Annotated in this window: 22 protein-coding genes; 12 read left to right on the top strand and 10 right to left on the bottom strand. The window is 70.3% G+C overall.

Going from position 1 to position 26,724, the window contains the following annotated elements; genetic code table 11:
- Window positions 1–13 precede the first annotated feature (13 nt).
- Window positions 14–1,597: a S8 family serine peptidase gene (locus tag ACFWYM_RS39410; protein ID WP_384848621.1), complete on the bottom strand. Its 1,584-nt coding sequence runs from the start codon at window positions 1,595–1,597 to the stop codon at window positions 14–16.
- Window positions 1,598–1,826: 229 nt separating this feature from the next.
- On the opposite strand from ACFWYM_RS39410, the gene ACFWYM_RS39405 reads away from it, so the two are divergent.
- The gene (locus ACFWYM_RS39405; RefSeq protein ID WP_384848618.1) at window positions 1,827–2,987 is read left to right on the top strand and encodes a threonine synthase; all 1,161 of its coding nucleotides are present in this window, start codon (window positions 1,827–1,829) and stop codon (window positions 2,985–2,987) included.
- A gap of 178 nt (window positions 2,988–3,165) precedes the next feature.
- Entirely contained in the window at window positions 3,166–5,823 is a 2,658-nt protein-coding gene (locus ACFWYM_RS39400; RefSeq protein WP_384848615.1) for a glycosyl hydrolase family 65 protein, read from the top strand.
- Window positions 5,824–5,909: 86 nt separating this feature from the next.
- Here the strand turns inward: ACFWYM_RS39400 and ACFWYM_RS39395 are convergent, their stop codons facing one another.
- Entirely contained in the window at window positions 5,910–6,356 is a 447-nt protein-coding gene (locus ACFWYM_RS39395) for a MarR family winged helix-turn-helix transcriptional regulator (RefSeq protein ID WP_384848612.1), read from the bottom strand.
- A 114-nt stretch (window positions 6,357–6,470) separates the two neighbouring features.
- On the opposite strand from ACFWYM_RS39395, the gene ACFWYM_RS39390 reads away from it, so the two are divergent.
- Complete coding sequence (locus tag ACFWYM_RS39390) at window positions 6,471–7,544, top strand: SMP-30/gluconolactonase/LRE family protein (RefSeq protein WP_384848609.1); 1,074 nt, start codon at window positions 6,471–6,473, stop codon at window positions 7,542–7,544.
- 86 nt (window positions 7,545–7,630) lie between these two features.
- Here ACFWYM_RS39390 and ACFWYM_RS39385 read toward each other — a convergent pair whose 3' ends face one another.
- A complete protein-coding gene (locus ACFWYM_RS39385; RefSeq protein WP_384848606.1) occupies window positions 7,631–8,137 on the bottom strand; it encodes a MarR family winged helix-turn-helix transcriptional regulator in 507 nt (168 codons plus the stop codon).
- Window positions 8,138–8,277: 140 nt separating this feature from the next.
- On the opposite strand from ACFWYM_RS39385, the gene ACFWYM_RS39380 reads away from it, so the two are divergent.
- From ACFWYM_RS39380 to ACFWYM_RS39370, 3 genes are all read left to right on the top strand, one after another.
- Window positions 8,278–8,877, top strand: coding sequence for a malonic semialdehyde reductase (locus ACFWYM_RS39380; protein ID WP_384848603.1), 600 nt, complete (start codon window positions 8,278–8,280; stop codon window positions 8,875–8,877).
- Window positions 8,878–8,967: 90 nt separating this feature from the next.
- Complete coding sequence (locus ACFWYM_RS39375; RefSeq protein ID WP_384848600.1) at window positions 8,968–10,233, top strand: MFS transporter; 1,266 nt, start codon at window positions 8,968–8,970, stop codon at window positions 10,231–10,233.
- 52 nt (window positions 10,234–10,285) lie between these two features.
- The gene (locus ACFWYM_RS39370) at window positions 10,286–11,299 is read left to right on the top strand and encodes a DNA-binding protein (RefSeq protein ID WP_384848597.1); all 1,014 of its coding nucleotides are present in this window, start codon (window positions 10,286–10,288) and stop codon (window positions 11,297–11,299) included.
- Here the strand turns inward: ACFWYM_RS39370 and ACFWYM_RS39365 are convergent.
- Together ACFWYM_RS39365 and ACFWYM_RS39360 are read right to left on the bottom strand one after the other, a co-directional pair.
- Entirely contained in the window at window positions 11,257–11,700 is a 444-nt protein-coding gene (locus tag ACFWYM_RS39365) for a VOC family protein (protein ID WP_384848594.1), read from the bottom strand. The two genes, ACFWYM_RS39370 and ACFWYM_RS39365, sit on opposite strands and share 43 nt — an antisense overlap.
- A 288-nt stretch (window positions 11,701–11,988) precedes the next feature.
- A complete protein-coding gene (locus tag ACFWYM_RS39360; protein ID WP_384848591.1) occupies window positions 11,989–13,917 on the bottom strand; it encodes a helix-turn-helix domain-containing protein in 1,929 nt (642 codons plus the stop codon).
- Window positions 13,918–14,396: 479 nt separating this feature from the next.
- Here ACFWYM_RS39360 and ACFWYM_RS39355 point away from each other — a divergent pair, with 479 nt between their 5' ends.
- The 3 genes from ACFWYM_RS39355 (at window position 14,397) to ACFWYM_RS39345 (ending at window position 18,736) form a co-directional block, all read left to right on the top strand.
- The gene (locus ACFWYM_RS39355; RefSeq protein ID WP_384848588.1) at window positions 14,397–14,525 is read left to right on the top strand and encodes a DUF6408 family protein; all 129 of its coding nucleotides are present in this window, start codon (window positions 14,397–14,399) and stop codon (window positions 14,523–14,525) included.
- Between the two features lie 162 nt (window positions 14,526–14,687).
- Window positions 14,688–16,745 carry a DNA/RNA helicase domain-containing protein gene (locus ACFWYM_RS39350; protein ID WP_384848585.1) on the top strand — a complete coding sequence of 686 codons (2,058 nt, stop codon included), beginning with the start codon at window positions 14,688–14,690 and terminating at the stop codon, window positions 16,743–16,745.
- A gap of 110 nt (window positions 16,746–16,855) precedes the next feature.
- Complete coding sequence (locus tag ACFWYM_RS39345; protein WP_384848582.1) at window positions 16,856–18,736, top strand: DNA/RNA helicase domain-containing protein; 1,881 nt, start codon at window positions 16,856–16,858, stop codon at window positions 18,734–18,736.
- Between the two features lie 309 nt (window positions 18,737–19,045).
- Here the strand turns inward: ACFWYM_RS39345 and ACFWYM_RS39340 are convergent, their stop codons facing one another.
- From ACFWYM_RS39340 to ychF, 3 genes are all read right to left on the bottom strand, one after another.
- Window positions 19,046–19,459 carry a DNA-binding protein gene (locus ACFWYM_RS39340; protein ID WP_384848579.1) on the bottom strand — a complete coding sequence of 138 codons (414 nt, stop codon included), beginning with the start codon at window positions 19,457–19,459 and terminating at the stop codon, window positions 19,046–19,048.
- Window positions 19,441–19,725, bottom strand: coding sequence for a hypothetical protein (locus ACFWYM_RS39335; protein WP_384848576.1), 285 nt, complete (start codon window positions 19,723–19,725; stop codon window positions 19,441–19,443). The genes ACFWYM_RS39340 and ACFWYM_RS39335 overlap by 19 nt, the downstream gene beginning before the upstream one ends.
- Before the next feature lie 268 nt (window positions 19,726–19,993).
- The gene (gene ychF / locus ACFWYM_RS39330; RefSeq protein WP_384848573.1) at window positions 19,994–21,082 is read right to left on the bottom strand and encodes a redox-regulated ATPase YchF; all 1,089 of its coding nucleotides are present in this window, start codon (window positions 21,080–21,082) and stop codon (window positions 19,994–19,996) included.
- A 174-nt stretch (window positions 21,083–21,256) separates the two neighbouring features.
- Here ychF and ACFWYM_RS39325 point away from each other — a divergent pair, with 174 nt between their 5' ends.
- The gene (locus ACFWYM_RS39325) at window positions 21,257–21,922 is read left to right on the top strand and encodes a DUF6542 domain-containing protein (protein WP_384848569.1); all 666 of its coding nucleotides are present in this window, start codon (window positions 21,257–21,259) and stop codon (window positions 21,920–21,922) included.
- Between the two features lie 30 nt (window positions 21,923–21,952).
- On the opposite strand, the gene ppgK is transcribed toward ACFWYM_RS39325, so the two are convergent.
- Together ppgK and ACFWYM_RS39315 are read right to left on the bottom strand one after the other, a co-directional pair.
- On the bottom strand, window positions 21,953–22,705 hold the full coding sequence (gene ppgK, locus ACFWYM_RS39320) for a polyphosphate--glucose phosphotransferase (RefSeq protein WP_384848566.1): 753 nt from the start codon (window positions 22,703–22,705) through the stop codon (window positions 21,953–21,955).
- Between the two features lie 63 nt (window positions 22,706–22,768).
- The gene (locus ACFWYM_RS39315) at window positions 22,769–23,821 is read right to left on the bottom strand and encodes a 4-hydroxy-3-methylbut-2-enyl diphosphate reductase (protein WP_384848563.1); all 1,053 of its coding nucleotides are present in this window, start codon (window positions 23,819–23,821) and stop codon (window positions 22,769–22,771) included.
- 76 nt (window positions 23,822–23,897) lie between these two features.
- Here ACFWYM_RS39315 and ACFWYM_RS39310 point away from each other — a divergent pair, with 76 nt between their 5' ends.
- Window positions 23,898–25,310, top strand: a complete 1,413-nt coding sequence (locus ACFWYM_RS39310; RefSeq protein WP_384848560.1) for an APC family permease — start codon at window positions 23,898–23,900, stop codon at window positions 25,308–25,310.
- A gap of 186 nt (window positions 25,311–25,496) precedes the next feature.
- Window positions 25,497–26,708 (top strand): exodeoxyribonuclease VII large subunit, encoded by a 1,212-nt coding sequence (gene xseA / locus ACFWYM_RS39305; protein WP_384848557.1) that lies wholly within the window; start codon window positions 25,497–25,499, stop codon window positions 26,706–26,708.
- Window positions 26,709–26,724: the final 16 nt, after the last annotated feature.

Here is a 26,724-nt window from a genome sequence, read left to right as displayed (position 1 = left end):
CTGAGGGGTCCTGCTAGAACTGCAGCCCCCAAGAGTCCAGCTTCCCCGTGTCCTGCGCGGCGTTGTCGCTCACCCGCAGCTTCCACGTGCCGTTGGCCGTCTCGGACGACGCGTCCACCGTGTACGTGGTGTTGATGTCGTCCGCGCTGCCCCCGCTCCCGTACGACTTCAGCGTGTATGCCGTGCCGTCGGGTGCGATCAGCTGGATCTGGAGGTCACCGATGTAGGTGTGCTTGACGACGACCGGGACGCTCAGGTTGGCGGGCGCCTTGCCGGTGACTCCGGTGACGGTGACCGTGGACTCGGCCGAGGAGTTGTCGGTGATCGGCACGTCGGTGTCGTTGGTGAACTTGGGTCCCGGCGGGGTCGAGCCGCCGCCCACGTACAGGAGGCGGTTGGGCGAGCCGGAGCCGGGGCTGGTGACGACGCCCGTGGTGGCCGCGTCGGTCAGCGCCTTGGAGACCTGGGCCGGGGTGGCCGTCGGGTGGTCTGCCACGTACAGGGCGGCGGCGCCGACCACGTGCGGGGTCGCCATCGACGTACCGGAGATGGTGTTCGTCGCGGAGTCGCTCGTGTTCCAGGACGACGTGATCGAGGAGCCCGGGGCGAACAGGTCCAGGACGCTGCCGTAGTTGGAGTAGCTCGCCTTGGCATCGGTGTTCGTGGTCGCGCCGACCGTGATGGCCTCGGTGACGCGGGCCGGGGAGCGGGTCGAGGCGTCGGTGGTCTCGTTGCCCGCCGCGACGCCGAAGGTGACGCCGGAGGCGATGGAGTTGCGGACGGCGGTGTCGAGCGCCGAGTCGGCCCCGCCACCCAGCGACATGTTGGCAACGGCCGGCTTGACCGCGTTCTTGGTGACCCAGTCGATGCCCGCGACGACCTGCGCGGTGGTGCCGGAGCCGCTGTTGTTCAGGACGCGGACGCCGACGATCTTCGCCTTCTTCGCGACGCCGTACGAGGATCCGGCGACCGTGCCCGCGACGTGCGTGCCGTGGCCGTGGCCGTCCTGCGCGGTGTTGTCGTTGTCGATGGCGTCGTAGCCGTAGGAGGCACGCCCACCGAACTCGCTGTGGCTGATGCGGACACCGGTGTCGATGATGTACGCCGTGACACCTTCCCCGGCCTTGTCCGGGTAGGTGTACTTCTGATCGAGCGGCAGGTTCTTCTGGTCGATGCGGTCCAGGCCCCACGAGGGCGGGTTGGGCTGGGTGCCGTCGACGTGGAAGGTGCGGTTCTGCACGACGGAGTCGACCGCCGGGTCGGCGGCGAACTTCTTGGCCTGGGCGGCGGAGAGCTCGACCGCGTAACCGTTCAGGGCCTTGTCATACGTACGCTCGATCTTCGCGCCGTACTCCTCGGCCAGCGCCTTGCCCTCGGCGGAGCGCGCCTTCGCGGCGTCCTGGTCGAGGGTGACGATGTAGCTGTTCGGGATGGCGCCGGGAACCCCGGCGTTCTCGATCCTGCCTTCCTGCCGGCCTTCCTGCTGCCGGGTGTCCGCGCCCGCGGGCAGGGCGGAGACGACGCCGAGGGCGAGAGCCGCGACCGCTGTCGCGCTGATCCCGGCCAGTCTTCGGCGCGTAGGACGCATCACTGCCATCTGAGGGATCCTCCTCAATCGGTGGTGCGCTGGTGGGGGTGATGGCGACAGGGTCATGTCAATCCCGACCGACAGCCCACAGCCTGTCGATCAATGTTCAACTCTCCGTCGCCGACGAAAGATTGACCGATCCATAGGAAACCCACAAGGGCGAGGAATGGACGTAACACGACCGCCACACCCCCGCCATGACGGCGCCTCAGGGAGTCCGCCCCATAGCCTGCGCCCCATGACAGCCTCGCCGGTCCTGCCGGATTCCTACTGCCCCATCGACGGCACCCGCGTCCCCTCGGGCTCGCTCGTCTGGTGCTGCCCCGCCTGCCGCGGCCCCCTGGACCTGGACTTCTCCCCCACGCCCGCACCGGTCAAGTCCCTTGCGGGACGGGTCAATTCACTCTGGCGGTACGCGGAGTCGCTCCCCCTTCCCGCCCCCGCGATCTCCCTCGGCGAGGGCCGCACACCCCTCGTACCGCTGGAAGGCGAGATTTCGGCCAAGCTCGACTTCCTGATGCCGACGCTCTCCTTCAAGGACCGCGGCGCCGTCATGCTCGCCGCGCTGGCCCAACGCCTCGGCCCCGAGCGGGTGATCGCCGACAGCAGCGGCAACGCGGGCACCTCCATCGCCGCGTACTGCGCCCGCGCCGGGCTGCCCTGCACGGTGTACGTCCCCGACGCGACCTCCCCCAAGAAGCTGGAGCAGATCGCCGCGCACGGGGCCCGCGTCGAACGCGTCCCCGGCGACAGGGAGGCCACGGCCGACGCGGCCCGCGCGGCGGCCGACGAGCCGGCCACCTTCTACGCCTCGCACATCTACAACCCGTACTTCCTGCACGGCACCAAGACGTACGTGCACGAGCTGTGGGAGGACCTCGGCGGCCGCCTGCCCGACGCGGTCGTGGTCCCCGTCGGCAACGGCACCCTCCTCCTGGGCGCCGCCCTCGCCGTGCGCGAGCTGCACGCGGCCGGCCTCATCGCGCGGGCGCCGGTCCTGTACGCGGTGCAGGCCGCCGCCGTCGCGCCGCTGGCGGAGGCGTGGCGCTCCGGGGCGGACGACGTCCTGGGCGACGCGGTGGGCGCGCCCTTCCCCAAGCTCTCAACTACGTTCGAGCAGGGGAGACCCCATGCCGCCGAGGGCATCGCGATCCCCCGCCCGCCGCGGGCCCGCCAGATCCTGCGGGCGGTGCGGGCGCTCGGTGGCGCGATCGTCACGGTGTCCGAGGACCAGATCCAGAAGGCCCAACTCGACCTTGCCGGGCGGGGGTTGTACGTGGAGCCGACGGGGGTCGCGTGCTGGGCCGCGGTGCGGGACGGCGAACTCCTCGGTGACCGCGCCGCCGTGGTCCCGCTGTGCGGCGCGGGCGCGAAGACGGGCCTGGCCACGACAGGGTGACTTTCCCCAACCCCGCCCCTACCCGATCCGGCGACTCCGTCGCCCCTCGGGCGCCCTCCTGGGGGCTGCGCCCCCAGACCCCCATCGGCCGGCCTCGTCCTCAAACGCCGGACGGGCCGAAAGGCACCCACCGCGCGGCAGACACACCGAAACGCCCCGCCCGTAGGAAGGTCACCTCGTGACCCCACGCACCCTCACCGCCACCGCCACCGCCCTCGCAGCCGCCGCGCTCACCGCAGCCCTCACCCCCACCACACCCCTCACTCCCACCGCCACAAGCCAACCCACCACCTGCCTCACCTCCCCCACCTGGGCCCCCACCACCACCCACCGCACCCCACCCAAAGACCCGTACCACCCCTACATCGGCAACGGCTACCTGGGCACCCGCGTCCCACCCTCCGGCACCGGCTACGCCCAGCCACCCGGCGGCAAGAGCGGCTGGCCCCTCTACACACCCCGCTACGACGGCTCCTTCGTCTCCGGCCTCTACGCCCGCGGCCCCCACAACACGGCCGACCGCGAGGCCCTCGCCTCGCTCCCCTCCTGGACGCCCCTCGACGTCACCGTGGGCGGCGAGACATACGGCCCGCGCAGCAAGACGGCCAACTACCGCCAGACCGTCTCCTTCCGCTGCGGCTTCGTCCGCACCACACTCACCTGGACCACCGCCGAAGGCCGCCGCACCGACCTCACGTACGACGTCCTGACCGACCGCGCACACCCGCACACCGGCGCCGTACGACTGCGCCTCACCCCGCACTGGACCGGCACCGCCACCGTCACGGACCGCCTCGACGGACGCGGCGCACGCCGCGTCAAGCAGACCGGCGGCGGCCCGCGCGGCACGGGCACCATGGACGTCACGTTCCGCACCGACGGCACCCGCACGGAGGGCGCGGTGGCGTCCACCCTGAGGGCGCCAGGAGGCATCCGACACACCTCCACGACACGCGAGTTGAGCAGCAGCCAACAAGCAGACCTCGCGCTCCACGCCGGCCGGACCTACGACGTCACCAAGTACGTCGGCATCGACACCGCCCTCACCTCACGCACCCCCCGCACCACCGCCACGACCACCTCACGCCGCGCCGCCGCACTCGGCTGGAACAGACTCACCGCCCGGCACAACGCCGCCTGGCGGAAGTTGTGGAGCGCGGACATCGAGATCCCGGGCCACCCCGACCTCCAGCTCTGGGTCCGCTCGGCCCAGTACGGCCTTCTCTCCTCCCTGCGCCGAGGAGCCCGCGACAGCATCCCGCCCACCGGCCTCAGCAGCGACAACTACGCGGGCATGATCTTCTGGGACGCCGAGACCTGGATGTTCCCCGCACTGCTCGCGACCCGCCCCGAACTCGCCGAGCCGGTTCTCGAATACCGCCACCGGACCAGCGAGGCGGCCCGCGAGAACGCGTGGAAGACAGGCGTGAAGGGCCTGTTCTTCCCGTGGACGAGCGCGAGCAGGGGCGCGCTGTGGACCGAGTGCCAGAGCTGGAACCCGCCGCACTGCGTGCAGCAGAACCACCTCCAGGGCGACATCGCCCTGGCCGCCTGGCAGTACTACCTCGCGACGGGCGACCGCACCTGGCTGCGCGAGCGCGGCTGGCCGCTCCTGAAGGGGATCGCCGAATACTGGGAGTCACGGGTCACCCTCCACAAGAAGGACGGGAGTTACTCGATCCAGAACGTCGCGGGCCCCGACGAGTACAGCAACGGCGTCACCGACGGCGTCTACACCAACGCCGTCGCCGCCACCGCACTGCGCGCCGCCGCCGACGCCGCCCGCACCCTCAACTCCCCCGCCCCGCCCGCCTGGAGGCACATCGCCGACCGGATCCGCATCCCGTACGACGCGAAGCGGAAGGTCTTTCTCCAGTACGCGGGGTACGACGGCTCCACCATCAAGCAGGCCGACACCGTGCTGCTGATCCACCCGCTGGACTGGCCGATGCCGAAGGGCGCGGCCCGCGCGACCCTGGACTACTACGGCGCCCGCACCGACCCGGACGGGCCCGCGATGACGGATTCGGTGCACGCCGTCGACGCGGCCGTGATCGGGGAGCCGGGCTGCGCCGCGTACACCTATCTGCAGCGGTCCGTACGGCCCTTCATGCGCGGCCCGTTCGCGCTGTTCTCCGAGGCGCGCGGCGACAAGGCGGGCGCCGAGGACCCGCTCTCGGGCTCGCCCGCGCAGGACTTCCTCACCGGCAAGGGCGGCTTCCTCCAGGTGTTCACGCACGGCCTGACCGGCATGCGGCTGCGCCCGGACGACGCCCTGCACCTCGACCCGACGCTGCCGCCCCAGCTCGGCGACGGCGTCACGCTGCGCGGGCTGCACTGGCGCGGGCGGACCTTCGACGTCGCGATCGGCCCCAGGTCGACGTCGGTGCGCCTGACGTCGGGCCGCCCCTTCGAGGTCGACGCTCCACAGGGCCGCGTCACCGTCGGCAGGGACGGAGACGGAGACGGAGACGGCGCCACGCTGACGACCCGCCGCCCCGACCTGACCCCCACCCACGACCTGGCCCGCTGCCGTCCGGCGACGGCGACCTCCGAGGACCCCGGCCTGTACGCGGCCGCCGCGGTCGACGGCAGTCCCGTCACGGCCTGGCAGCCCACGGCCACGGGCGCCTCGCTCACCGTGGACCTCGGCCGCCCGCGGAAGGTGTCGGCGGTGACGGTGACGGGCACGCGCGCGTACCGGCTGCTGACGTCGGCGGACGGACGGCACTTCACGGCGTTCACGCCGGGAACGACGGCCCGGCAGGTGCGGCAGGTGCGGCTCACCGAGACGGACGAGAAGCCGGGCGGGGTGAGGGAGTTGACGGTGCGCTAGCCCTCGTCCGGGAGCCGGGGACCGGGGCGGGCCGAAGCCATGAGGGCTTGCTCACTTCGGACGTCCGGACGTACGGAATCGCTTGCTCACTCCGGCCGTACGGAATCCAGGAGGGCGACGCAGCGGTCCAGGAGGGCCGTGAGCGTCGCCCTCTCGTCGTCGGTGAACTCGGCGGCGAGCGCCCGTTCCACGCGGACGGCACCCGCGTCCGCCTCCGTCATGACCGCCTCGCCCTCCTTCGTGAGCCGCGTCTCCAGGACGTTCTTGTGCCAGGCGTGCGGGGTGCGCGCGATGAGGCCGCGCTCCTGGAGGCCCTTCAGGACCGTGTTCATGGTCGGCGGCGTGACCCCGCAGAGCCGGGCCAGGGCGGCGGCCGAGATGCCGGGGTTCTCCGTGAGGAACAGCAGCACCGCGTACTGCGGGACGGTGAGGCCCGCGGGTTTCACGGCGGCGTGCTTGGCGGCATTCAGGGCGTGCTCGGCCCGCTTGAGGGAGGAGCCGAGGCGCTCGGACACGGGCAGGGGCGAGGTCATACCCGCATCGTAACGACCTTCCATCCATTCGAACCCTGATGGTTCATTTGAACCTTGACGAACATTAGAGTTCTAACTTAGATTCGTGGGCGTCCGAGAGTTCGGAATCACACGATGCACCAGACGAGAGGCACCCCTGCCATGTCCCGCCTGCTCACCGGCCGCTCCCTGACCCGCACCGCCACGGCGGCGACCCTGCTGACCCTGGCCGCGCTCACCCCTGCCACCACCGCGACGGCCGCCACCACACCCACACCCACAGCCACAGCCACCACCGCACCTCACCCCCGGATCACCTCCGCGTACGAACTGCCCGGCGACCGCGCCTACCCCGAGGGCATCACCACGGACCCGCGCACCGGCGACGTCTACGTGGGCTCGTACACCACGGGCGCCGTCTACAAGGCCACCCCGGGCCACCACCGGGCCGAGGTCTTCCTGCCCGCGGGCGCCGACGGCCGGAACACGGCCAACGGCCTCCGGGCCGACCGCGCGGGCCGCCTCTGGGTGACCGACTCCACGTCCGGCGTCTCGGTCTACGACCTCCGCAGCCGCACCCTGCTCGCCCGCTTCGACGTGCCGGGGCCGGACGACGCGCCCCGCATGGTGAACGACATCGCGATCACGCCGGACGGCACCGCCTATCTGACCGACAGCTCACGTGCCGTCATCTACCGCGTCACACCGGGGCAGTTGGCCAACGCGTCGGCCCACGGCAAGCGCGGCGAACTCACCGTCAGCCACGACCTGGGCACCACCATCGCCCCGCACCCGGCCGACGCGTACACCCTCAACGGCATCGTCGCCGACCCCTCGGGCCGCTACCTGCTCACCGTCGACATGACCGGTGGCGACCTCTACCGCGTCGACCTCGCCACCGGGGCCGTACGTGAAGTCACCCCGCACGGCGGCGACTTCACGAACGGCGACGGCATGGAGCTGCGCGGCCGCACCCTCTGGGTCGTGCAGAACCGCGACAACACGGTGGCCCGCTGGCGGCTCGACGGCGACGGCACCACCGCCCGCCTGGAGCGCGAGGTCACGGACCCGGCGCTCCAGATCCCGACGACCATCGCGCACAGCGGCGGCCACGCTCTCGTGGTGCGCTCGCAGTTCGACAAGGGCGGGCCGATGGGCCCGGGGACGCCGACGACTCCGTTCACGGTCGCGGACGTCGACGGCATCTGAGCGAGGAGACGAAGGGGCGAAAGGGCAAAGAGGCGAAGAGGCGAGGGGGGCGGAGAGGCGAAGAGGCGAGCCGCCCGCCCCGAGGATCAGCTGATCGACGTGTCGCCGTGGGCCTCCAGGAGCGTGCGGAGCGCCCCGGCGACACGGTCGCAGCTCTCGCGGTCGAGGGACTTCAGGATCTCCGCGTAGTTGCGCAGGTGCGCCCCCATCACCACGTCCGTGACCTCCTTGCCGCGCTCGGTGAGGTGGATCTTCACGGTCCGCCGGTCGGCGCCGTCCCGCACCCGCTCGACCAGGCCCTTGACCTCCATCCGGTCGATGCGGTTGGTGATCGCGCCCGAGGTCACCATGGCCGCCTTCAGGAACGCGCCTGCCGTCAGGGCATACGGGGGCCCGGAGCGGCGCAGCGTGGTCAGGACGTCGAACTCGCCCGGTTCCAGGCCGTGTTCGACGCTGAACTGCTTGAAGCTCTTCTCGATGATCCGGTGCATCCGCTGGATGCGGCCGAGCACCTCCACGGGCCACAGGTCGTCCGTCAGCTCGGGACGCTCCGCCTCCCACTGACCGACGATCGCGTCCAACGCGTCACTCATCGCGCCGCCTCCACCCATCCATCCACCGCTTCGCCAACATCTACCTTCTCAACGTTAAGACACTTGACGCTGAAGGACCAACCCTGCTTTTATCTCAACGTTGAAATTATCAACCTTGAGACGAACAGGGGTGCCCCACTATGTCCGCTTCCGCACTGACCCTCGACCCGGCCGCCCAGGACCTGCTCTTCCGCGAGGCCCGCACCGCCAACACCTTCACCGACGAGCCGGTGACCGAGGAGCGGATACAGGCGGTGTACGACCTCATCAAGTACGGCCCCACGGCGTTCAACCTCTCCTCGCTGCGCATCACACTGATCCGCACCCCCGAGGCCCGCGAGCGCCTCCTGCCGCACATGGCCGAGGGCAACCGGGCCAAGACCGCCACCGCCCCGCTCGTCGCGCTCCTCGCCACCGACCACGAATTCCACGAGGAACTCCCGCAGTTGGTGCCGCACGCCCCCGGCCTGAAGGACGAGTACTTCGCCGACCGGGCCGTGCGCGAGCAGGTCAGCGTCCTCAACGGCGCGCTCCAGGCCGCGTACTTCCTCGTCGGCGTGCGCGCCGCGGGGCTCGCCGCCGGGCCGATGACGGGGTACGACGCCGAGGGCATCCGCAAGGAGTTCCTCGACGGCGACCACGAGCCGCTGATGGTCGTGAACATCGGCAACCCCGGCCCCGACGCCTGGTTCCCGCGCCTGCCGCGCCTGTCCTACGACGAGGTCGTCACGACGCTCTGACCCCGCCACGGGCAGCGCAGCCACTGCCCCTGCCACCACCACCATCACCACACCACCGCCACCGCCGTAGCACCCTGGGGGGTTGTCCACATGTCCGCGTCCATCACGTCTCCCGCACCCACCACGCCCCCCGCGCCCACACACCCGGCCGGACCGGCACGCACCACACCGGCCCGCCCGACGACGGCACCCGCCCAAGTCCCGGTGTTCTGGCTGGCGTTGCTCGCCGCGCCCATCGCGGCCGGGTCCAACGCCCCGGTGCTGATCCTGCCGGACATGGCCCGCTCCCTCGGCGTCGGCGCGGCCACGGCCTCCTGGCTGGTCACGGCGTTCGCCTGGGCGATGGCCGTCGGCACCCCGCTGATGGCGAGCCTGCTGCGGCGGCGCTGCCTGCGCACGGTGCTGCGGCTGAGCGGTGCCCTGGTGCTCACGGGCACCGTCCTGGTGGCGGCCTCCCCCTGGCTGCCGCTCGCCCTGGCCGGGCGCGCGGCGCAGGCGGCCGGGGGTGCGGGCCTGGTCACCTCGGCGATGAGCCTCGCCGGGAGCGCGCGCCGGATGGGCGTGATCAGCGCGGGCTTCGGGATGCTGGGCGCGGCGGGCCCGCTGCTCGGCGAGCACCTGACCGCCGCACTCTCCTGGCGAGCGGCACTGACGGTCTCCGCGATCTCCCTCCTCGCGGTGGCCAAGGTGAGCCGGTACGCACGTGAAGTCCCGCCCGCACAGGGCCGGTTCGACGCCCGCGGCGCCGCGCTGCTGACCGCCTTCGCCACGGCACTGGTCCTGCTGCCGACCGCACCGGCGTACGCAGCCGGGGCGGCCGTGCTCGGTGGCGCGCTCCTCTCCTGGCACGTGGCCCGCCGCCCGGAGGGCTTCGTCCCCCTGGAGCTCCTCCGCACGCCGGCGTTCCGCGTCTCCGCCCTGCTCGCCCTCGCCGCGTCGACGTCGTACTTCACGCTGCTGTTCGCGGTGCCCCGGCTGCTCGCCGACCGCGCGGGCTGGTCCAAGGAGGCCGTCGGGACAGGCCAGTTGGCGGCGCTCCTGGCGGGGGCCGCGCTGTCCTGGTTCTTCGCGGCGGGGTCGGCGCGGATGAGCCGGGCGACGGTGCGCACCGTGCTCCTGGGCCTCGGGGCCGCGGCCGCGGCGACGGCGACCGTGGCGAGCTGGGGCCCGCTGCTCCTGGTCGCGGTGGCGGTCGCGGTGTTCACCTCCACCGGTTCCAACGCGGTCCTGTCGGTGCACGCCGCGACGAGCGCCCCGGAGCGGGCCCGGGCCACGGCGATCGGCCTCTTCACCCTCTGCTACCAGATGGGCGGCGCGTTCGGCCCCGGCATCGCGACGGCCCTGGTCCTGAGCTGAGTCCGCGACACCGCTCACAGCCCGAGCACAGCACGGCGCATACCCTCAGCCCATGCCCGACGATCTCTCCCAGGCCCTGCTGGCCGTGCGCCGCCTGGTGGCGGTGGACGCCCAGCAGGGCTCCGGCGCGGCACTGCCCTTGGCACGCGAAGAGCTGGACAGATTCCCGGAGTTGAAGACGGGCGTCCCAAGCCTCACGGGCACGACGACCTCGACGACACGGCCCAGAGACAGAAAGTCCAGGGACGGAAGGCCCAGAGACGGAAGGCCCAGAGACGGAAGGCCCAGGGACAGAAGGTCCAAGGACCGGCTGTCGGCCCTCGCGGAACTGGCCGAGGTCATCGGCTGGATCCTCTTCGACGCGGGCCACTACCGCCGGGCCCACACGATGAACGCCCGGGCCCTCGCCCTCGCGGACCGCTCCGGCGACCGCTGGACGGCCCGCCTCACGCTCCTCAACGAGAGCATGCTCCTGACGCACACGGGCCACTCGGCGGCCTCCCTGACGGCCGCGGCCCGCGTCCAGGGCCCCCGCCCGCTCCCCGCCCGGGTGTCCACGCTGACCCTCCTGCGTGAGGCGCACGCAAAGGCCCAACTGGGCGCGTACCACGACCCGTTGAAGCTGGCGGAACAGGCTCACAGCCGCTTCCTGGACGGCGTCTCCCGCCACGACCCGCCCTGGGCCTGGTGGATCGACGAGCCGGAGCTCCTGGGCCACCTCGGCTGGATCCACGCCCGCCTGCACCGCTGGGACCAGGCGATCCCCCTGCTCCACGAGGCGTCCACGGCCCCCGGCCCCTCCTACCGCCACCTCTTCGCGGCCAAGCTCCTGGCGACCCTGACCCGGGCCCGCGCCTGGCACGACGCGGAGCAAGTGATCACTCAACTCGCCCCGCGCGCCGCCGGCTTCACCTCCCGCCGCACGACCGAGTCGCTGTGCGCGACGGCCCACCACCTCCGCGACGGGGCCCGGGCCCCGTCCCCCGTACGGGAGGCGGCGGCACATCTCTTGACGGAGCTCGGCTACCGCCCGGGGAGCTCTCGCCCCTCGACGTCACCGCCGTAGGGGACCGTGAGGATCTCCATGACGTGGCCGTCGGGGTCCAGCCAGTAGACGCCGCGTCCGCCGTCGTGGTGGTTGATCCTTCCCTGCTCCTTCCGGGCCGGGTCGGCGTAGTAGGGGATCCCCGCCTCCTGGATCCGGCCGAAGATCGCGGTGAACTCCTCCTCGGACACCAGGAACGCGTAGTGCTGGGACTCGATGGGCAGAGCGGCCGCGTCCTCCAGGCCGGGGCCGGACCTGTCCTCCTTGTTCAGGTAGTCGAGCGCGACGTCATTGCTCAGGACGACGGGCAGGAAGGGGCCGAAGGGCGGCTGCACCTCGACGCCGAACAGGTCCGCCAGGTGCGCGGCGGACACCTTCTTGTCGGTGGCGTTGACGATGGTGTGGTTGAGCTGGATGGGCATGGGGTTCCTTCGAGTGGTCGAACTTCCCGAGAACGCGAGAAGCTCGCGTTCGGTCATGACCCGACTCTCGCCGGGAGCCCGGTCCCCGATAAGGGCTGCGGGCACCACAGTTGAGAGCACCGAACGCGGGTTCCGGAGGGGCCTCGGGGAGGCAGGTGGTGAACGGCCCACCATCCATGGGGCACGAAAGCGGCGATCGAGGGGCCACGGATGGTGGCCCATCCACCACCAGCTCCCCACTCGCGCCTCCTGCGCCGCCCTCGCCGCCCCTCGCCGTCCTCGCCGCTGTCAGCCGTCCAGCGCCCGCGCGGTACGCCGCAGCCCCAGCGCGAGCTGAACCTCCAGTGCGCGTGCGGGCTCCTGCCAGGAGGTGCCGAGGAGCGAGGTGACCCGCTCCAGGCGCCGTACGACGGTGTTGGTGTGGACGTGCAGCCGCTCGGCGGTGCCCTTCAGTTCGCCCCCGGCGGCGAAGTACGCCTCCAGGGTCGTCAGCAGGCCCGTGGAGCGGCGCGCATCGTGGTCGAGCACCGGACCGAGCACGGAGCGGACGTATCCCGGCACGTCCCGTTCCTCGGACAACAGCACGCCGAGAAAGCCGAGTTCGTCGGCGCACGCGCCCTGCCCGCTCCGGCCGAGCGCGGCCAGCGTCTCCACGCAGCGCACCGCCTCCTGGAAAGCGCCCCGCAGTCCGCCGCTCCGGGTGACCACCCCGTCCTCCAGGCGGATGGCGGCGGCACCGGCCGTCACCGGCGTCCCGAGCGCCTCTCCGAGGCGGCGTGCCACGTCGCGCGCCGTCTTGCCCGCCTCCGATCCCGGGACGGCGAGGACCAGGGTCTGTTCCCGGACGGTGGCCATGCCCCCGGCCCGCGTGGTGTGGCCGACGGCCCACATCAGGGACCGTTCAAGGCGCCCCTCCCGCTCGCCCTCGGGGCGGGCCGCGAGCAGCAGCCAGTCGCCGTCGGGCGCGAGCCCGAGGTGCACGGCCCGTGCACGCACCAGCCGCTCCTCCTGGAGCGAGTCGGCGGCCAGCGTGTCGTGCAGGAGCCTGCCGCGCGCCTGGTGGCCGGCTTCGCGCGAGGTGCGGCACAGCAGCATCTGGAAGGAGGCCGCGAGCGCGAACTGCCGCAGCAGCGCGTCCCGTTGCTCCTCGCCCGGGCCGTCCGCGGGCGCGCGGCCCGGGCGTACGACCACGAAGCCGAGGCCGCCCTGACCAGGGATCCGTCCCGCCCAGGACACCCAGCAGCCGGAGGCGTCCTGGACCGCCGTGCGGGACTCCCTGGCCCGCTCCACCGACTGCGACCACTCCGCCATCGCGATCCCGGACGCGCCGTCGGGCCCCGCGTCGCCCACCGGGCGGTACTCATCGGTGAGGATCCGCACGGAGCCGTCGAAGAGCTCGGCGCCCAGCTCGGCGAGGCCCTGCGCGTCGCTCTCCAGCGCCGTCTCCGTCATCCGCCGCTGCGCCGACACGACCGCCCGCAGGGATGCGGCGGCGCGCAGCGCACCACCGTGCCGCTCCCGGCTCTCGAGCAGTTCACCGCGCGTACGTTCCAACTGGTCCGCCCTGTCGATGGCGACGGCCGCGACGTCCCCGAGCGAGGACAGCAGGGTGACCTCGTCCGGGGTGAAGTGACGCACGCTGCGAACGGTGCCGTACAGCATCCCGCCCACGACACCGCCCCGGATCAGCGGAACGGCCAGCACCGCCCGCGTCCCCTCGGCACGCACAGCCTCGTCGATCGTGTCCTCATGAGGAAAGCGGTCGTCCGCCAGGTAGTCCGGGGTCCAGAACGGCGCGAGCCGCTTGCGCGCCACCTCGCCCACACCCCGTCCATCGGCCGGGATCCGCAGCCCGACGACGAGCGTGGTGACCGCGCCGTCGGCCACGCGGGCACACGAGTCGCCGGTGTCCGGGTCGGGCAGGCTGATGTAGGCCATGTCGAGCCCGAGGAGCAGCCGCGCGCGCCGGCACAGGATGCGCAGCTGGCTGTCCAGGTCGTGCGCCTGGGTGAGGTCGCGCAGGGAGTCGACGAGCGCCGACATGCTGGCGGCCCGCTGCTGGTATGCCCCCGCCTGGCTCCGCACCCGCAGCGCGAGCTCCACGGCCTCCGGAACCTCGCCCCCTTCGCCCAACTCCTGCAACGCCTCCCGGGGAGCGTTCCCGGCGAGCAGCCGCAGACAGCGCAGGGCGAGGTCCTCGTGCATCCCACTCGTCATCGGACAACTGTACGGAAAACACAGAACGACCCGACCGCCTCCGAGGAGCGGCCGGGCCGTCGTGTGCTGAGCTGCGAGGGCCAGACGTCGAACTGGTCGAACTAGACGTTGAAGCGGAATCTGTAGTACAGAGCTCCCGCCTGCGGAAACGCGGGTTTCGTAGGGGTCATCCCAGCACCGTCCCAGCACGGGTGTTCTATCCCAGCACCATGGGCTACTCAGATTCCCAGCCGACCATCCTCGATCCATCCACGCCTCTCGCCTCACCGGGCAGTCGACGTCTATACATTAATTTCTTGCCCGCATTCCCCACTCATGGACTACCGTTACTCTGCACCGCGCGCCTTCCTCGGAGGGTGTACGCGACGTGACCCGAGTAGTGTGCGATGCCCTTCGGTCTGGTGACTCAGCCCCATGGTGCGCTCCCGGCGGGAGCCATCCGGCGCCGTCACCGAATAGCCCGAAGGGGGCGCATTCCTGTGGTTGCCGTCGAGTACATGCCCAAGCGCCGCACCTGGGTCCGTGATGTCCTGGTTGGCATCGTGGCGAGCCTCGGCTCGAACCTGGCGTGGGCTCTGGCGCAGTTCGTGGTGTACCGCCTCGGCTGAGCTGGGCGGCGGGCGGGCCCTCCAGGGGCCCGCCCTCCTTGCTTCGCAGGCGGGTAATCTACACAACGTCATTGCGGCCCGACGGGCTTCCGCTCCGCTTCGGCGGAGTCACGAAGGACATGCCCCCACCCGCACGAGTCATCTCGTGCCTGGGGATCCTTCGTGCTCCTGCAACTGTCCGCAGCCGAGCTCGGCCGACTCATCGTGCCGCGAGCCGGATCGGCGTACCTTCCGCTCACCGAGCAACTGATCCAAGGGCATTCCCGGATCAAGGGAGGAGCGCCCGGCCAGGGCGACATCGCTTCCTGGAACAACAGCCTCCCCGTAGTAGTCAAAGCCCTGCTGGACTGCGACCTCGACGAAGTCGAGGTGCAGATTGAGGTTGACCTGCCGCACACCAACTCTGCGGTCGACCTGGTGCTGTGCGGTCGGTATCCCGGTACGGAGACGGATTCCTACCTTGCAGTTGAGCTAAAGCAGGTACGGCACGCCACGGTGGACCCCCTGTGCCCCATCGCCGTCGATCTCGGGTTCGGCGACGGGAAGAACAAGCTGCATCCGGTCCGGCAGGTCCAGCGCTACTGCGAGTACATGCTGCGCTATCTACCCCACCTTCGGGAGAACGAGGATCAGTTGATGGGCGTGGCATTCCTCCACAACGCACGTGACGCGGATGTGGAGGCGCTGTTCGCTCTATCCGAAACCAACCACGGTTTCCTCTACACACTCGACGATCTGGCCCGCTTCCGACGAGTCCTTACTTCGAGATTCTCTCCCGCGTCTGGGAAGCGGGCCGCATCAGCACTGGAGCAGGCCCGTCAGGACCCGTTGCTCAAGATCACCGATGTGGCCCGTCAGCGCTCTGTCGTCGGTGGAGGACTTACGCTCCTCGACGAGCAGTACGTCGCCGTCGACCGGATCACGCGGCACTTGGAGAAGACCGCACACTTCACCGGCTTCGACGTCGGATTGTTCTACGACGCCGCAGCGGCCCACAGTCCCGCCCCCGATCCGGGCGCTAAGCGCGTCTACATCCTGCGGGGCGGCCCTGGCAGCGGGAAGAGCGCAGTGGCCCTCGAGCTGCAGCGTGCCCTCGGTCTCAAGGGCCGCGAGGCCGTTCTGGCAAGTGGCTCTCACGCCTACACGGAGACTCTGCGCGAGATCATGCTCGGTACGGCTCGCAGAGGGCAGACAGCGGACAAGCGGCGCGCAGCCGTCAAGTTGTACCGCTACTTCAACAGCTTCAGTGAGACCCCATCGAACAGCATCGATGTCCTCATCTGCGACGAGGCCCACCGCATGCGGCGCAGCTCGACATACCGCTGGACTCCGAAAGAGCTGCGGGACGACGACAGGCCCCAGGCGACCGAGGTGATAAATGCCGCCAAAGTGCCAATCTTTCTGCTCGACGACCATCAGTCAATTCGCCCGGACGAGGTGGGCACTGCCACCTATCTCAAAGAGCTGGCAGAGGGCCTGGGCTGCGATGTCGAAGTGACCGATCTGGAGGGCACGTTCCGAGCAGGCGGTAGCAAGCGGTACCAGCGTTGGGTCCAGCAGTTGTTGGGCCTTGACGCCTCCGATCCGGTCGCCTGGCGACCGGACGGGAGGATGACTCTGGTAGTGGCCGACTCGCCCGAGCAGATGGAGCAGTTCATCCGGGAACGCCACCTCGAAGGGGCCACAGCCCGCATCACCGCAGGCTTCTGCTGGCCGTGGAGCAACCCGGACGGCGAACAGCTGGTCGACGACGTACACATCAGGGACTGGCGCCGGCCTTGGAACGTGAAGCCAGAGCACAGCGTCCCTGACGCACCACGGTCGGACCTGTGGTCGACCGATCGCCGAGGTGTCGAACAGATCGGCTGCGTCTACACGGCACAGACCTTCGAGTACGACTGGAACGGCGTCATCATCGGACCCGATCTGCTCTTCCGCGACGGCCAGTTCAAGGTGGACCGGAGCGCTTCGTGCGATCCGGCCTTCCGCGGTCCGATCGACGATGCGATCGTCACCCGGTGCGTTCTCAACGCCTACCACGTGCTCCTCACCCGAGGCGTCGTCGGCACCGTTGTCTACGCGGTCGACCCCGCGACCCACAACGAACTGCGCAGGCTCATCCCAGGCGCTATCGGCATGCAGCACTACGACGGCGCCCAGCCGAAGCTCACTGCCGAAGGATCACAGCTGCCACCGGCCTACCGCAGACGGCACGGGTAATCTTGATCCCTACATAGCTGCGGCCCGCCGGGCTTCCGCTCCGCCTGGCGGAGTCATAAAGGAAATGCCCCTACCCGCACGAGTTTCTTCGTGCTGTCTGGGGGCCTGTCTTGCTGTTCCGTGACTCTGCCGCAGCGGTCGCTGCCGAGTGCCATTCCGGTGCCCTATTTTTCCGCCTGACGGAGCAGTTCGTGCACTTTCACGGCCATAAGCCCGGTCCGTCCGAGGTGCGCTCGTGGGAGCGAAGCATTCCCGTACTCGCGAGTGCGCTCAACGACGCCGGTCTCGGACAGGTGGAGGTTCTCCTGGAATACGGACTGCCGTTGAACAGCAAGCGAGCCGACGCGGTCCTGGCCGGCGTGCACCCCGATACCGGGCTCCCGAGTTACGTCGTCGTGGAGTTGAAACAATGGAGCAGCGCGGAACCCGACGACGACGATCCGTCGTTGTGCCGCATCGACTCCTATGCACGGGCTGTACTCAATCCAGTTGACCAGGTCCGCGGCTATTGCGAGTACCTCGTCTCCTTCAACGGAGCACTCGCTGAACATCCGGAGCGCGTCAACGGCGCGGCATTCCTGCACAACGCCACCGAGTTCGGCGTCAACGGGCTCTTCGAGGCCGTGCAGAATCAGTACGGTCAGCTCTTCATCGGGGCGCGACGCGGCGAGTTCATCGACTATCTGCGCACGAAGCTGGGGCCGGAATCCGGCGCCGCGGCCGCGGACGAACTGGTCAACGGGAAGATCGGCCCGTCCAAGCAGCTCATGGCAGTGGCTGCCCAAGAGGTCCGAGAACGTGAGCAGTTCGTGTTGCTGGACGAACAGCAGGTTGCGTACCGCACTGTCCTGAACGCCGTACGCCGGGCCAAGCAATCCGATCACAAGGAGATCGTGATCGTCACCGGAGGACCCGGCACCGGAAAGAGCGTCATCGCCCTGTCACTCCTCGGCGAGCTGTACCGGCAGGGCACCACCGCCCTGCACGCGACGGGTTCCAGCTCGTTCACGACCACCATAAGGAAGGTGGCGGGCGCCCGGAAGCGTGAGGTGAAGGACCTCTTCAAGTACTTCAACAGCTTCATGACCGCGGACCGCAACAGTCTCGACGTCCTGATCTGCGACGAAGCCCACCGCATCCGGGAGACATCGGCCAACCGCTATACACCAGCGTCGAACCGTACCGGCAAGGCCCAGATCGAGGAACTCATCGACGCGGCCCGCGTCCCGGTCTTTCTGCTCGACGAGCATCAGGTCGTACGGCCCGGCGAGATGGGCACGGTCGTGGAAATCAAGGAAGCCGCAGCGAAGAAGGGCCTCCAGTGTCGGGTGGTACCGCTGGACAGCCAGTTCCGGTGTGGTGGGAGCGATGCGTACCTGCGCTGGGTGGTAAGGCTATTGGGCCTTGCAGCAGGCGGCCCGGTGGTGTGGGAACCCGACGACAAGATGCAGCTCACGGTCGCGGACAGCCCACAGGAAATGGAAGCGTTCCTCGACGACCGCCGCTCCCAGGGGTACAGCGCGCGCATGTCCGCGGGCTATTGCTGGAAGTGGACGAAGAAGGTGCCACCCGGGCAGGCGCTTCCCGCAGACGTCGTCGTAGAAGGGTGGGAACGGCCCTGGAACGTCTTCGGCGACCGATCGGTCGCCGGCGCGCCTCCGGCCGCGTTGTGGGCGACCGATCCTGCCGGCTTCGGACAAGTGGGCTGTGTGTACACAGCCCAAGGCTTCGAGTACGACTGGAGCGGCGTCATCATCGGCCCCGACCTGGTGTGGCGCGGCGACCGCTGGATCATCGACCGTTCAGCGTCCAAGGATCCGGTCTTCAAGAAGTCCACCCCGGACGCGGATGTCGACCGGCTGATTCGCAATACGTACAAGGTCCTGCTGACGCGAGGGATGATCGGCACGGTGGTGTACTCGACCGATCCCGAAACCCGCGGGAAGCTCCGTGCTCTGGCTACCGGGTCCTCGACCTTCACGTCCGTGTGATGCGCTGCACGCTGAGGTCTACCGTGCGCGGCACAAGTGATCGCTTCATCACGCGGCCTTCCGTGTACCTGGCCGTCAGCAACGACATGCGCTCGCCGCCCCGGTGGAGACATCCGATGGTGGGCCTGGGCCGGGCAGCGCGCCGACGCGACGCTCGCCGCGCCCCTGACGCCCGCGGTATCGCACCATCGGAGAGCCCACGCCACTGGATCAGTCTGCGGAACGACACCCCAAAGGTGACAGCATCCAACTACCCTGCGGTGCCTCACAGTTCGCCGGACACATGGGCGGGGCCTCGCCCCAGGGGAATCACACCTCCACGAGCCGGACCCGATCGCCACAGAGCTTGACCATGTCGTCGATATCGGAGGTCAACATAACCACAGGGCGGTGCTGTCGCAGCGCGGCCTCGGCGACCGCCGCGTCGATCGCGTACTTGTGCCCGTGCAAGCCTGCATTCATCAGCAACTTCGAGGCCGCCCTCGCCTCCTCGTCGCCCTCCGGAACTACTCGCAGCCCGGAGAGCACCCAGTTCAGGCGAGACTTGTTCGTATGCGCGTGGACAGCCTCAATGATGGTGAGCGCACTGATCACGACCTCCATGCCGCGCGAGCGGGCCTCAGCGATCAGAGCCACCACCTGCTCGTCGTCAGCGAGAAGCTTCGAGACTCCCTCACTGTCGAGGACCAGCGTCCCCTCGTGACTCAGCCTGCGGCGGGCCACTCGCCCTCCTCGGCGAACACCTCGTCGAAGACCTGCCGTGCCCGCTGCTGGGCCTGCTCGGAGACCGGTCCGTTGCGGTTCTCGTAGTCCGCCAGATACTCGTCCAGCACCTCGCCGCGCAGCTCACGCTCGACCGCCGCGGCGATGAACGCGGAGAACTCCCTCTTGCCCACCCGCGCCCGGATCGCCTCCGCGGTCCCCTCCGGCAGCGACAGGCTCACCCGCGTCGCCGGCCCTTCCCCAATGCTGTACGACGTCTCGCCCAAACCTCAAGTGTGTCAAACGAGTAGGAAAAGCGCCACGTCCGCAATACCGTCACACTCGGCCAGCGCCCGGCTCGCACAAATCCCAGCACGGGCATCCTCATCCCATCCCGGCACAATCCCAGCACGGTACGGATGACCAGGGATGACGACAGGTGACGAGGGGTCAGCCAGCCCAGCACCGGAACAAACCAAGGGCCCGACCCCGAAGAGCCGGACCCTCTCTGACCTGCATGTTTGCCAGATCAGTGACGTGGTGATACGTCAGCCACTACACATTGAAGCGGAACTCCACCACATCCCCGTCCTGCATCACATAGTCCTTGCCCTCCATGCGCGCCTTGCCCGCGGACCGCGCCTCGGCGACCGAGCCCGTCTCGACCAGGTCGTCGAAGGAGATGACCTCGGCCTTGATGAAGCCCTTCTGGAAGTCGGTGTGGATGACACCGGCCGCCTCGGGGGCCGTCGCGCCCTTCTTGATGGTCCAGGCGCGGGACTCCTTGGGGCCCGCCGTGAGGTACGTCTGCAGGCCGAGGGTGTTGAAGCCGACGCGGGCGAGCGTGGCGAGGCCGGGCTCGTCCTGGCCGACGGACTGGAGGAGTTCGAGGGCCTCCTCGTCGTCGAGCTCGGCGAGGTCCGCCTCCAGCTTGGCGTTGAGGAAGATCGCCTCGGCGGGGGCGACGAGGGCGCGCTGCTCGGCCTTGAAGTCGTCGTCCGTCAGCTCGTCCTCGTCGACGTTGAAGACGTAGAGGAAGGGCTTGGTGGTGAGGAGGTGCAGGTCGTGCAGGAGCTCCTCGTTGCCGGAGCCCTGGACGATGCCCTGCGAGAAGAGCGTGTCGCCCTTCTCCAGGATCTCCTTGGCCGCCTCGACCGCCTTCACCTTCGGGGCGATGTCCTTCTTGATGCGCGACTCCTTCTGGAGGCGCGGCAGGACCTTCTCGATCGTCTGGAGGTCCGCGAGGATCAGCTCGGTGTTGATCGTCTCGATGTCGTCCTTGGGCGAGACCTTGCCGTCCACGTGCACGACGTTCTCGTCGGCGAAGGCGCGGATGACCTGGCAGATCGCGTCCGACTCGCGGATGTTCGCGAGGAACTTGTTGCCCAGGCCCTCGCCCTCGCTCGCGCCGCGCACGATGCCCGCGATGTCGACGAAGTCGACCGTGGCGGGGAGGGTCTTCTGGGAGCTGAAGATCTCCGCCAGCTTCGTGAGGCGGGTGTCGGGGACGCCCACCACGCCCACGTTCGGCTCGATCGTCGCGAACGGGTAGTTGGCCGCAAGGACGTCGTTCTTGGTCAGGGCGTTGAACAGGGTCGACTTGCCGACGTTGGGCAGACCGACGATTCCGATCGTGAGCGACACGTTGCGACTTCCCGTACGTGGTGAGGAGGACAGTCCACCAAGGTCGGGCGGACAGTCCACCAGTCTACGGCGTTGCCGCCCCCGCCCCGGCGACGTATCGAACGCTTGGCCAAGGTCGGCCAAAGCGCGTGTCTCGCGCCGGATTCCGCGCGGGGCCCGACCTAGGTTGGTCCGGTGGAGCAACACAGGACGCGTCCCCCCTCCCAGGCCCGCCCGCGGCGGACCCCGCCGCTGCCCCCGCAGCAGGGCAGGGCCGCCGAGTCCGCCACGGTCTACCGGGCCGCGGCGCGCAGCCGCCGTCCCGTCCCGCCGTTCGTCCTCGCCCTGCGCCGCAGCCCGCTCTTCCGGAAGGTGCGCCAGGCGCGGCAGCTGCCGCTCTACCGGACGCTGCGGCGGATGCCCAACCCGCGCCTGACCGGCCTCGGCAGCGGCCTGTTCTGCGGGGCCGCGATGTTCCTGCTCGCCTGTCTGCTGCGGGTCCTGTTCGGCGGCGCGGCATCCCTCGTCGCCTACGGGTTCCTCTTCCTGCCCGTCAGCGCGCTCACCGCGCTGTGGGTGCGGCCCGTGGACCTGGTGACGGCGCCGGTCGGGGTGCCGATCGCCTTCGCCGCCGGGATCCTGCCGATCTCCGGCGGGGAGGGCGGCCTCGGCGGCCAGTTCATGGGGCTCGTCACCGCGCTCGCGCTGCACGCGGGCTGGCTCTACGGCGGGACGCTCGTCGCCGGGCTCATCGTGACCGTACGCAAGATCCGGCTCATGGGGCAGCGGCGCCGGGCCAAGGCCGCGCCCCGGCCGGTGAGCAAGGCGAACAAGGCCCGCCGTCGCGTGCCCGCCTCTTAGCAGGCGTCCTTTCACCGGTCACGTCCTGCGTCACGCCCTGCCCGCCGCGGCCATCGCCGCGCCCACGATCCCCGCGTTGTTCTGCAGCTCGGCGGGGACCAGCTCGGCCCGGATGCCCTCGATCAGGGGCAGGAACTTGTGGGCCTTGCGGCTCACGCCGCCGCCGATGATGAACAGCTCCGGCGAGAACAGCATCTCCACGTGCGCCAGGTACTTCTGGACGCGCCGCGCCCAGTGCTCCCAGCTCAGGTCCTCGTCCTCGCGCGCCTTGGAGGACGCCTTCTTCTCCGCGTCGTGGCCGTTCAGCTCCAGGTGGCCGAGCTCCGTGTTGGGGACCAGGCGGCCGCCGGTGAAGACGGCGCTGCCGATGCCCGTGCCGAAGGTCAGCAGGATGACGGTGCCGGTGCGGTCGCGGCCCGCGCCGAAATGCATCTCGGCGACGCCCGCGGCGTCCGCGTCGTTCAGGACCGTGACGGGGCACTGCGACGGCCCGCCGAGGCGGTCGGCGAGCAGGCTCCTGATGTCCGTGCCGATCCAGCTCTTGTCGACGTTGGCCGCGGTGCGCGCCGTCCCGTTCGTGATCACTCCGGGGAACGTGACCCCGACCGGGCCGGTCCAGTCGAAGTGCCCGACGACCTCCCGCACCCGGTCGGCCACGCCCTCGGGCGTCGCCGGCTGCGGGGTCAGGACCTTGTGCCGCTCCTGCGCCAGGTCTCCGCGGTCCAGGTCAACGGGAGCGCCCTTGATTCCGGATCCGCCGATGTCCACACCGAAGATCTGCATGAGGCCCACCGTACGACGGGAGCCCCGCCGCCACTTGTCGGACGGCGGGGCTCTCCAAGAGCCTCACTTCTCGGTGGCGGGCTCCACGAGGGCGGCGGCCTCGGCGCGCAGGTCGCGGCGGAGCTCCTTCGGCAGCGAGAAGGTGATGGACTCCTCGGCCGTCTTGACCGTCTCCACGTCGCCGTAGCCGCGCTCGGCCAGCCACTCGATGACGCCGTCGACCAGGACGTCGGGGACGGAGGCGCCCGAGGTCAGGCCGACCGTGGTGACGCCCTCCAGCCATGCCTCGTCGATCTCGCCGGCGTTGTCGACCAGGTGCGAGGCGGCGGCGCCCGCGTCCAGGGCGACCTCGACCATGCGGATGGAGTTCGAGGAGTTCTTGGAGCCGACGACGATGACCAGCTCGGCGTCCTCGGCGAGCTTCTTCACCGCGGTCTGGCGGTTCTGCGTGGCGTAGCAGATGTCGTCGCTAGGCGGCGAGAGGAGATTCGGGAACTTGCCCTTGAGGGCGTCGACCGTCTCCATCGTCTCGTCGACGGAGAGCGTGGTCTGGGAGAGCCAGACGACCTTGTCGGGGTCGCGGACCTCGACGTTCGCGACGTCGTCCGGGCCGTCGACCAGCGTGATGTGGTCGGGCGCCTCACCGGACGTACCGATGACTTCCTCGTGGCCCTCGTGCCCGATCAGGAGGATGTCGAAGTCGTCCTTGGCGTACCGGACGGCTTCCTTGTGGACCTTGGTGACCAGCGGGCAGGTGGCGTCGATGGTCGCGAGGTTGCGCTCGGCGGCCTCCGCGTGGACGGTCGGCGCGACGCCGTGCGCCGAGAACATGACGATGGATCCCTCGGGGACCTCGTCGGTCTGCTCGACGAAGATCGCGCCCTTCCGCTCCAGGGTCTGTACGACGTACTTGTTGTGGACGATCTCGTGGCGGACGTAGATCGGCGACCCGTACTGCTCCAGGGCCTTCTCGACGGCGATCACGGCACGGTCCACACCCGCGCAGTAGCCACGGGGAGCGGCGAGCAGGACACGGCGGTTGTCACGGCGGCGCGAAGCGCCTCCATCGGGGGTGGTGGTGGGTGACGGGCCGGGAGTTGCAGTCATGGTTCCCATCGTAAGGCCGCACCCAGCGCGTCAAAGATCGGCTTCTTGGAGAGACTGGGAGCCTGCGTATCGCTACGGAGGCACGATGTCCGGTCAGTCGGTCCCTTCTCCTGCGCCCCCCGCCGCCGAGGGCGAGGGGCTGCGCCGCAGTCTCGGCTTCCGGGACCTGGTGGTCTACGGGCTGCTCTTCATCGCCCCCATGGCGCCGGTCGGCGTCTTCGGGACGCTCGACGCCAAGTCGCACGGCGCCGTCGCGCTCGTCTACCTCATCGCGACGGTCGCGATGGCGTTCACCGCTTTCAGTTACGCGCAGATGGTGCGGGTCGTCCCCCAGGCGGGCTCGGTCTTCGCCTACGCGCGCGCGGGGCTCGGCAACGGCCCGGGGTTCATCGCCGGGTGGATGGCGATGCTGGACTACTTGCTGATCCCGGCGGTCGCGTACCTCTTCTCCGGGATCGCCATGAACTCGCTGGTCCCGTCGGTGTCGCGCTGGGTGTGGACGGCGCTCGCGGTGCTGGTCACGACGGTCCTGAACCTGTGGGGGGTGCGGACTGCGGCGCGCGTCGGCTTCCTTGTGCTCGCGATGGAGATCGTGGTGCTGCTGGTCTTCGTGGTCTCGGCGGTGGTGGTGCTGGTGCGGGACGGGGCGGAGCGGGGGTGGCTGTCGCCGCTCTCCGGGGACGGCTCGCAGGGCGCGTTCGCGCTGTCGGCGGTCGTGGGGGCGGTGTCGGTGGCGGTCCTCTCCTACCTGGGCTTCGACGCGATCGCCTCGTTCGCGGAGGAGGTCACGGGAGGCTCGGCGAAGGTGGCGCGGGCGGTGCTGTTCTGTCTGGCGCTGACCGGTGTGCTGTTCGTGGCGCAGACGTATCTGGTGGCGCTCCTTGAGCCGGTCTCGTCGGCGGAGCTGGCGGCCGAGCCGGGCAGACAGGGGTCCGCCTTCTACGACGCCGTGGACGCGTCGGTCGGCGGGTGGCTGCACGACCTGGTGGCGGTCAGCAAGGCGATCGGGGCGGCGTTCGCGGCGCTGGCCGGGCAGGCGGCGGCGGGGCGGCTGCTGTTCGCGATGGCCCGCGACCGGCGGCTCCCGAAGGCGCTGTCCCGCACGGATTCGGGGGTGCCGCGGGTGGCGCTGCTGCTGGCCGCGGTGATCACGCTGGTGGCGGCGGTGTGGGCCGCGCGGCGGGACGACGGGATGGACCACCTGGTGTCGGTGGTCGACATCGGGGCGCTGACGGCGTTCCTGCTGCTGCACGCGAGCGTGGTGGGGTGGTTCGCGGTGCGGCGGGCGTCGGGGGACGGGGCGTTCAGCTGGTGGCGCCATGTCCTCGTGCCCGTGCTGGGTGCCGCGATCGTGGTGGCGGTCATCTGGGAGGCGTCGCGCTCCGCGCAGGTGGTGGGGGTGGTGTGGCTGGCCGTGGGGCTTGTGGTGCTGTTCGTTCAGCGGGGGCGGGGTGTGGGGACGGGTGCGGGTGGCGGTGTGGGGGCCGGTGCGGGTTAGAGCGATTTCCTTTCCCCGATCCCGCCCCTTCCCGAATCCGCCGACTCCGTCGGCCCTGGGGCACCCGTATCGCCGCTGACGCGGCTCGTCCTCGATCGCCGGACGGGCTGAGTGTGCTCGGCCTCGGCCACGGAGCCGCCGTTCGGGGAAGGAAGAACTGTCAGACGCGCCCACTACGCTCGGCGCATGGCTCTCAACACGTCCGCCGACGCCCCCCTCCCCGTGGGTGAGGTGTCGCGGCTCATCGGCGGGTGGATCGACCGGCTCGGTGCGGTCTGGGTCGAGGGGCAGATCACGCAGCTGTCCCGCAGGCCCGGCGCCGGCGTCGTCTTCCTCACGCTCCGGGACCCCTCGCACGACATCTCCGTGAGCGTCACCTGCTACCGCCAGGTCTTCGACGCCGTCGCGGACGTCGTCTCCGAGGGCGCCCGCGTCGTCGTCCACGCCAAGCCCGAGTGGTACGCCCCGCGCGGCCAGCTCTCGCTGCGCGCCGCCGAGATAAGGCCGGTGGGTGTGGGTGAACTGCTCGCGCGCCTTGAGCAGTTGAAGAAGTCCCTCGCCGCCGAGGGCCTCTTCGCCCCGGAGCGCAAGAAGCCGCTGCCGTTCCTGCCCCAGCTCATCGGGCTGGTGTGCGGGCGCGCGTCGGCCGCCGAGCGCGACGTCCTGGAGAACGCCCGCCACCGCTGGCCCGCCGTCCGCTTCGAGGTGCGCAACGTCCCGGTCCAGGGCGTGCACGCGGTGGCGCAGGTCGTGCAGGCGGTGAAGGACCTGGACGCCGTCGAAGAGGTCGACGTGATCGTCGTGGCGCGCGGTGGCGGCAGCGTCGAGGACCTGCTGCCGTTCTCGGACGAGCAGCTCGTACGGGCGGTGGCCTCCTGCCGCACCCCGGTCGTCTCCGCCATCGGCCACGAGCCGGACAACCCCCTGCTCGACTACGTCGCCGACCTGCGCGCCTCCACCCCGACCGACGCCGCCAAGAAGGTCGTGCCGGACGTCGGCGAGGAGTACGAGCGGGTGCGCTGGCTGCGGGACCGGGCCCGGCGCAGCGTGGAGGCGTTCCTCGACCGGGAGGAGCGCGGCCTCGCGCACGCCCTCGCCCGCCCCTCGATAGAGGACCCGTACCGGATGGTCGAGGAGCGGGAGGAGCAGGTCCAGGCGCTCGTCGACCGCGGTCGCCGCACCCTCGGCCACCTCCTGGACCGCGCCTCCTCCGAGCTGACGCACACGCACGCGCGCGTGGTCGCCCTCTCCCCCGCCGCCACGCTCCAGCGGGGGTACGCGGTGCTGCAGAAGCCCGACGGCGCGGTGGTCCGCGACCCCGAAGAGGTGGGCGCCGACGAGGAGTTGAGGGCCCGCGTCGCCGAGGGCGAGTTCACCGTACGAGTGACGGAAAGCTGAGAAGGATCCGAAGGGT

It is taken from the genome of Streptomyces sp. NPDC059009 (assembly GCF_042740175.1).
Lineage (GTDB): Bacteria > Actinomycetota > Actinomycetes > Streptomycetales > Streptomycetaceae > Streptomyces.
Note: the sequence above shows the minus strand (reverse complement) of the source record. Positions and strands in the feature narration are given on the sequence as shown.

Coding starts and splice junctions, on each gene's coding strand:
- ACFWYM_RS39410 (WP_384848621.1), bottom strand. CDS start 1,597: ATGGCAGTGATGCGTCCTACGCGCCGAAGACTGGCCGGGATCAGCGCG.
- ACFWYM_RS39405 (WP_384848618.1), top strand. CDS start 1,827: ATGACAGCCTCGCCGGTCCTGCCGGATTCCTACTGCCCCATCGACGGC.
- ACFWYM_RS39395 (WP_384848612.1), bottom strand. CDS start 6,356: ATGACCTCGCCCCTGCCCGTGTCCGAGCGCCTCGGCTCCTCCCTCAAG.
- ACFWYM_RS39390 (WP_384848609.1), top strand. CDS start 6,471: ATGCACCAGACGAGAGGCACCCCTGCCATGTCCCGCCTGCTCACCGGC.
- ACFWYM_RS39385 (WP_384848606.1), bottom strand. CDS start 8,137: ATGAGTGACGCGTTGGACGCGATCGTCGGTCAGTGGGAGGCGGAGCGT.
- ACFWYM_RS39380 (WP_384848603.1), top strand. CDS start 8,278: ATGTCCGCTTCCGCACTGACCCTCGACCCGGCCGCCCAGGACCTGCTC.
- ACFWYM_RS39375 (WP_384848600.1), top strand. CDS start 8,968: ATGTCCGCGTCCATCACGTCTCCCGCACCCACCACGCCCCCCGCGCCC.
- ACFWYM_RS39370 (WP_384848597.1), top strand. CDS start 10,286: ATGCCCGACGATCTCTCCCAGGCCCTGCTGGCCGTGCGCCGCCTGGTG.
- ACFWYM_RS39365 (WP_384848594.1), bottom strand. CDS start 11,700: ATGCCCATCCAGCTCAACCACACCATCGTCAACGCCACCGACAAGAAG.
- ACFWYM_RS39360 (WP_384848591.1), bottom strand. CDS start 13,917: ATGACGAGTGGGATGCACGAGGACCTCGCCCTGCGCTGTCTGCGGCTG.
- ppgK (WP_384848566.1), bottom strand. CDS start 22,705: ATGCAGATCTTCGGTGTGGACATCGGCGGATCCGGAATCAAGGGCGCT.
- ACFWYM_RS39315 (WP_384848563.1), bottom strand. CDS start 23,821: ATGGGAACCATGACTGCAACTCCCGGCCCGTCACCCACCACCACCCCC.
- ACFWYM_RS39310 (WP_384848560.1), top strand. CDS start 23,898: ATGTCCGGTCAGTCGGTCCCTTCTCCTGCGCCCCCCGCCGCCGAGGGC.
- xseA (WP_384848557.1), top strand. CDS start 25,497: ATGGCTCTCAACACGTCCGCCGACGCCCCCCTCCCCGTGGGTGAGGTG.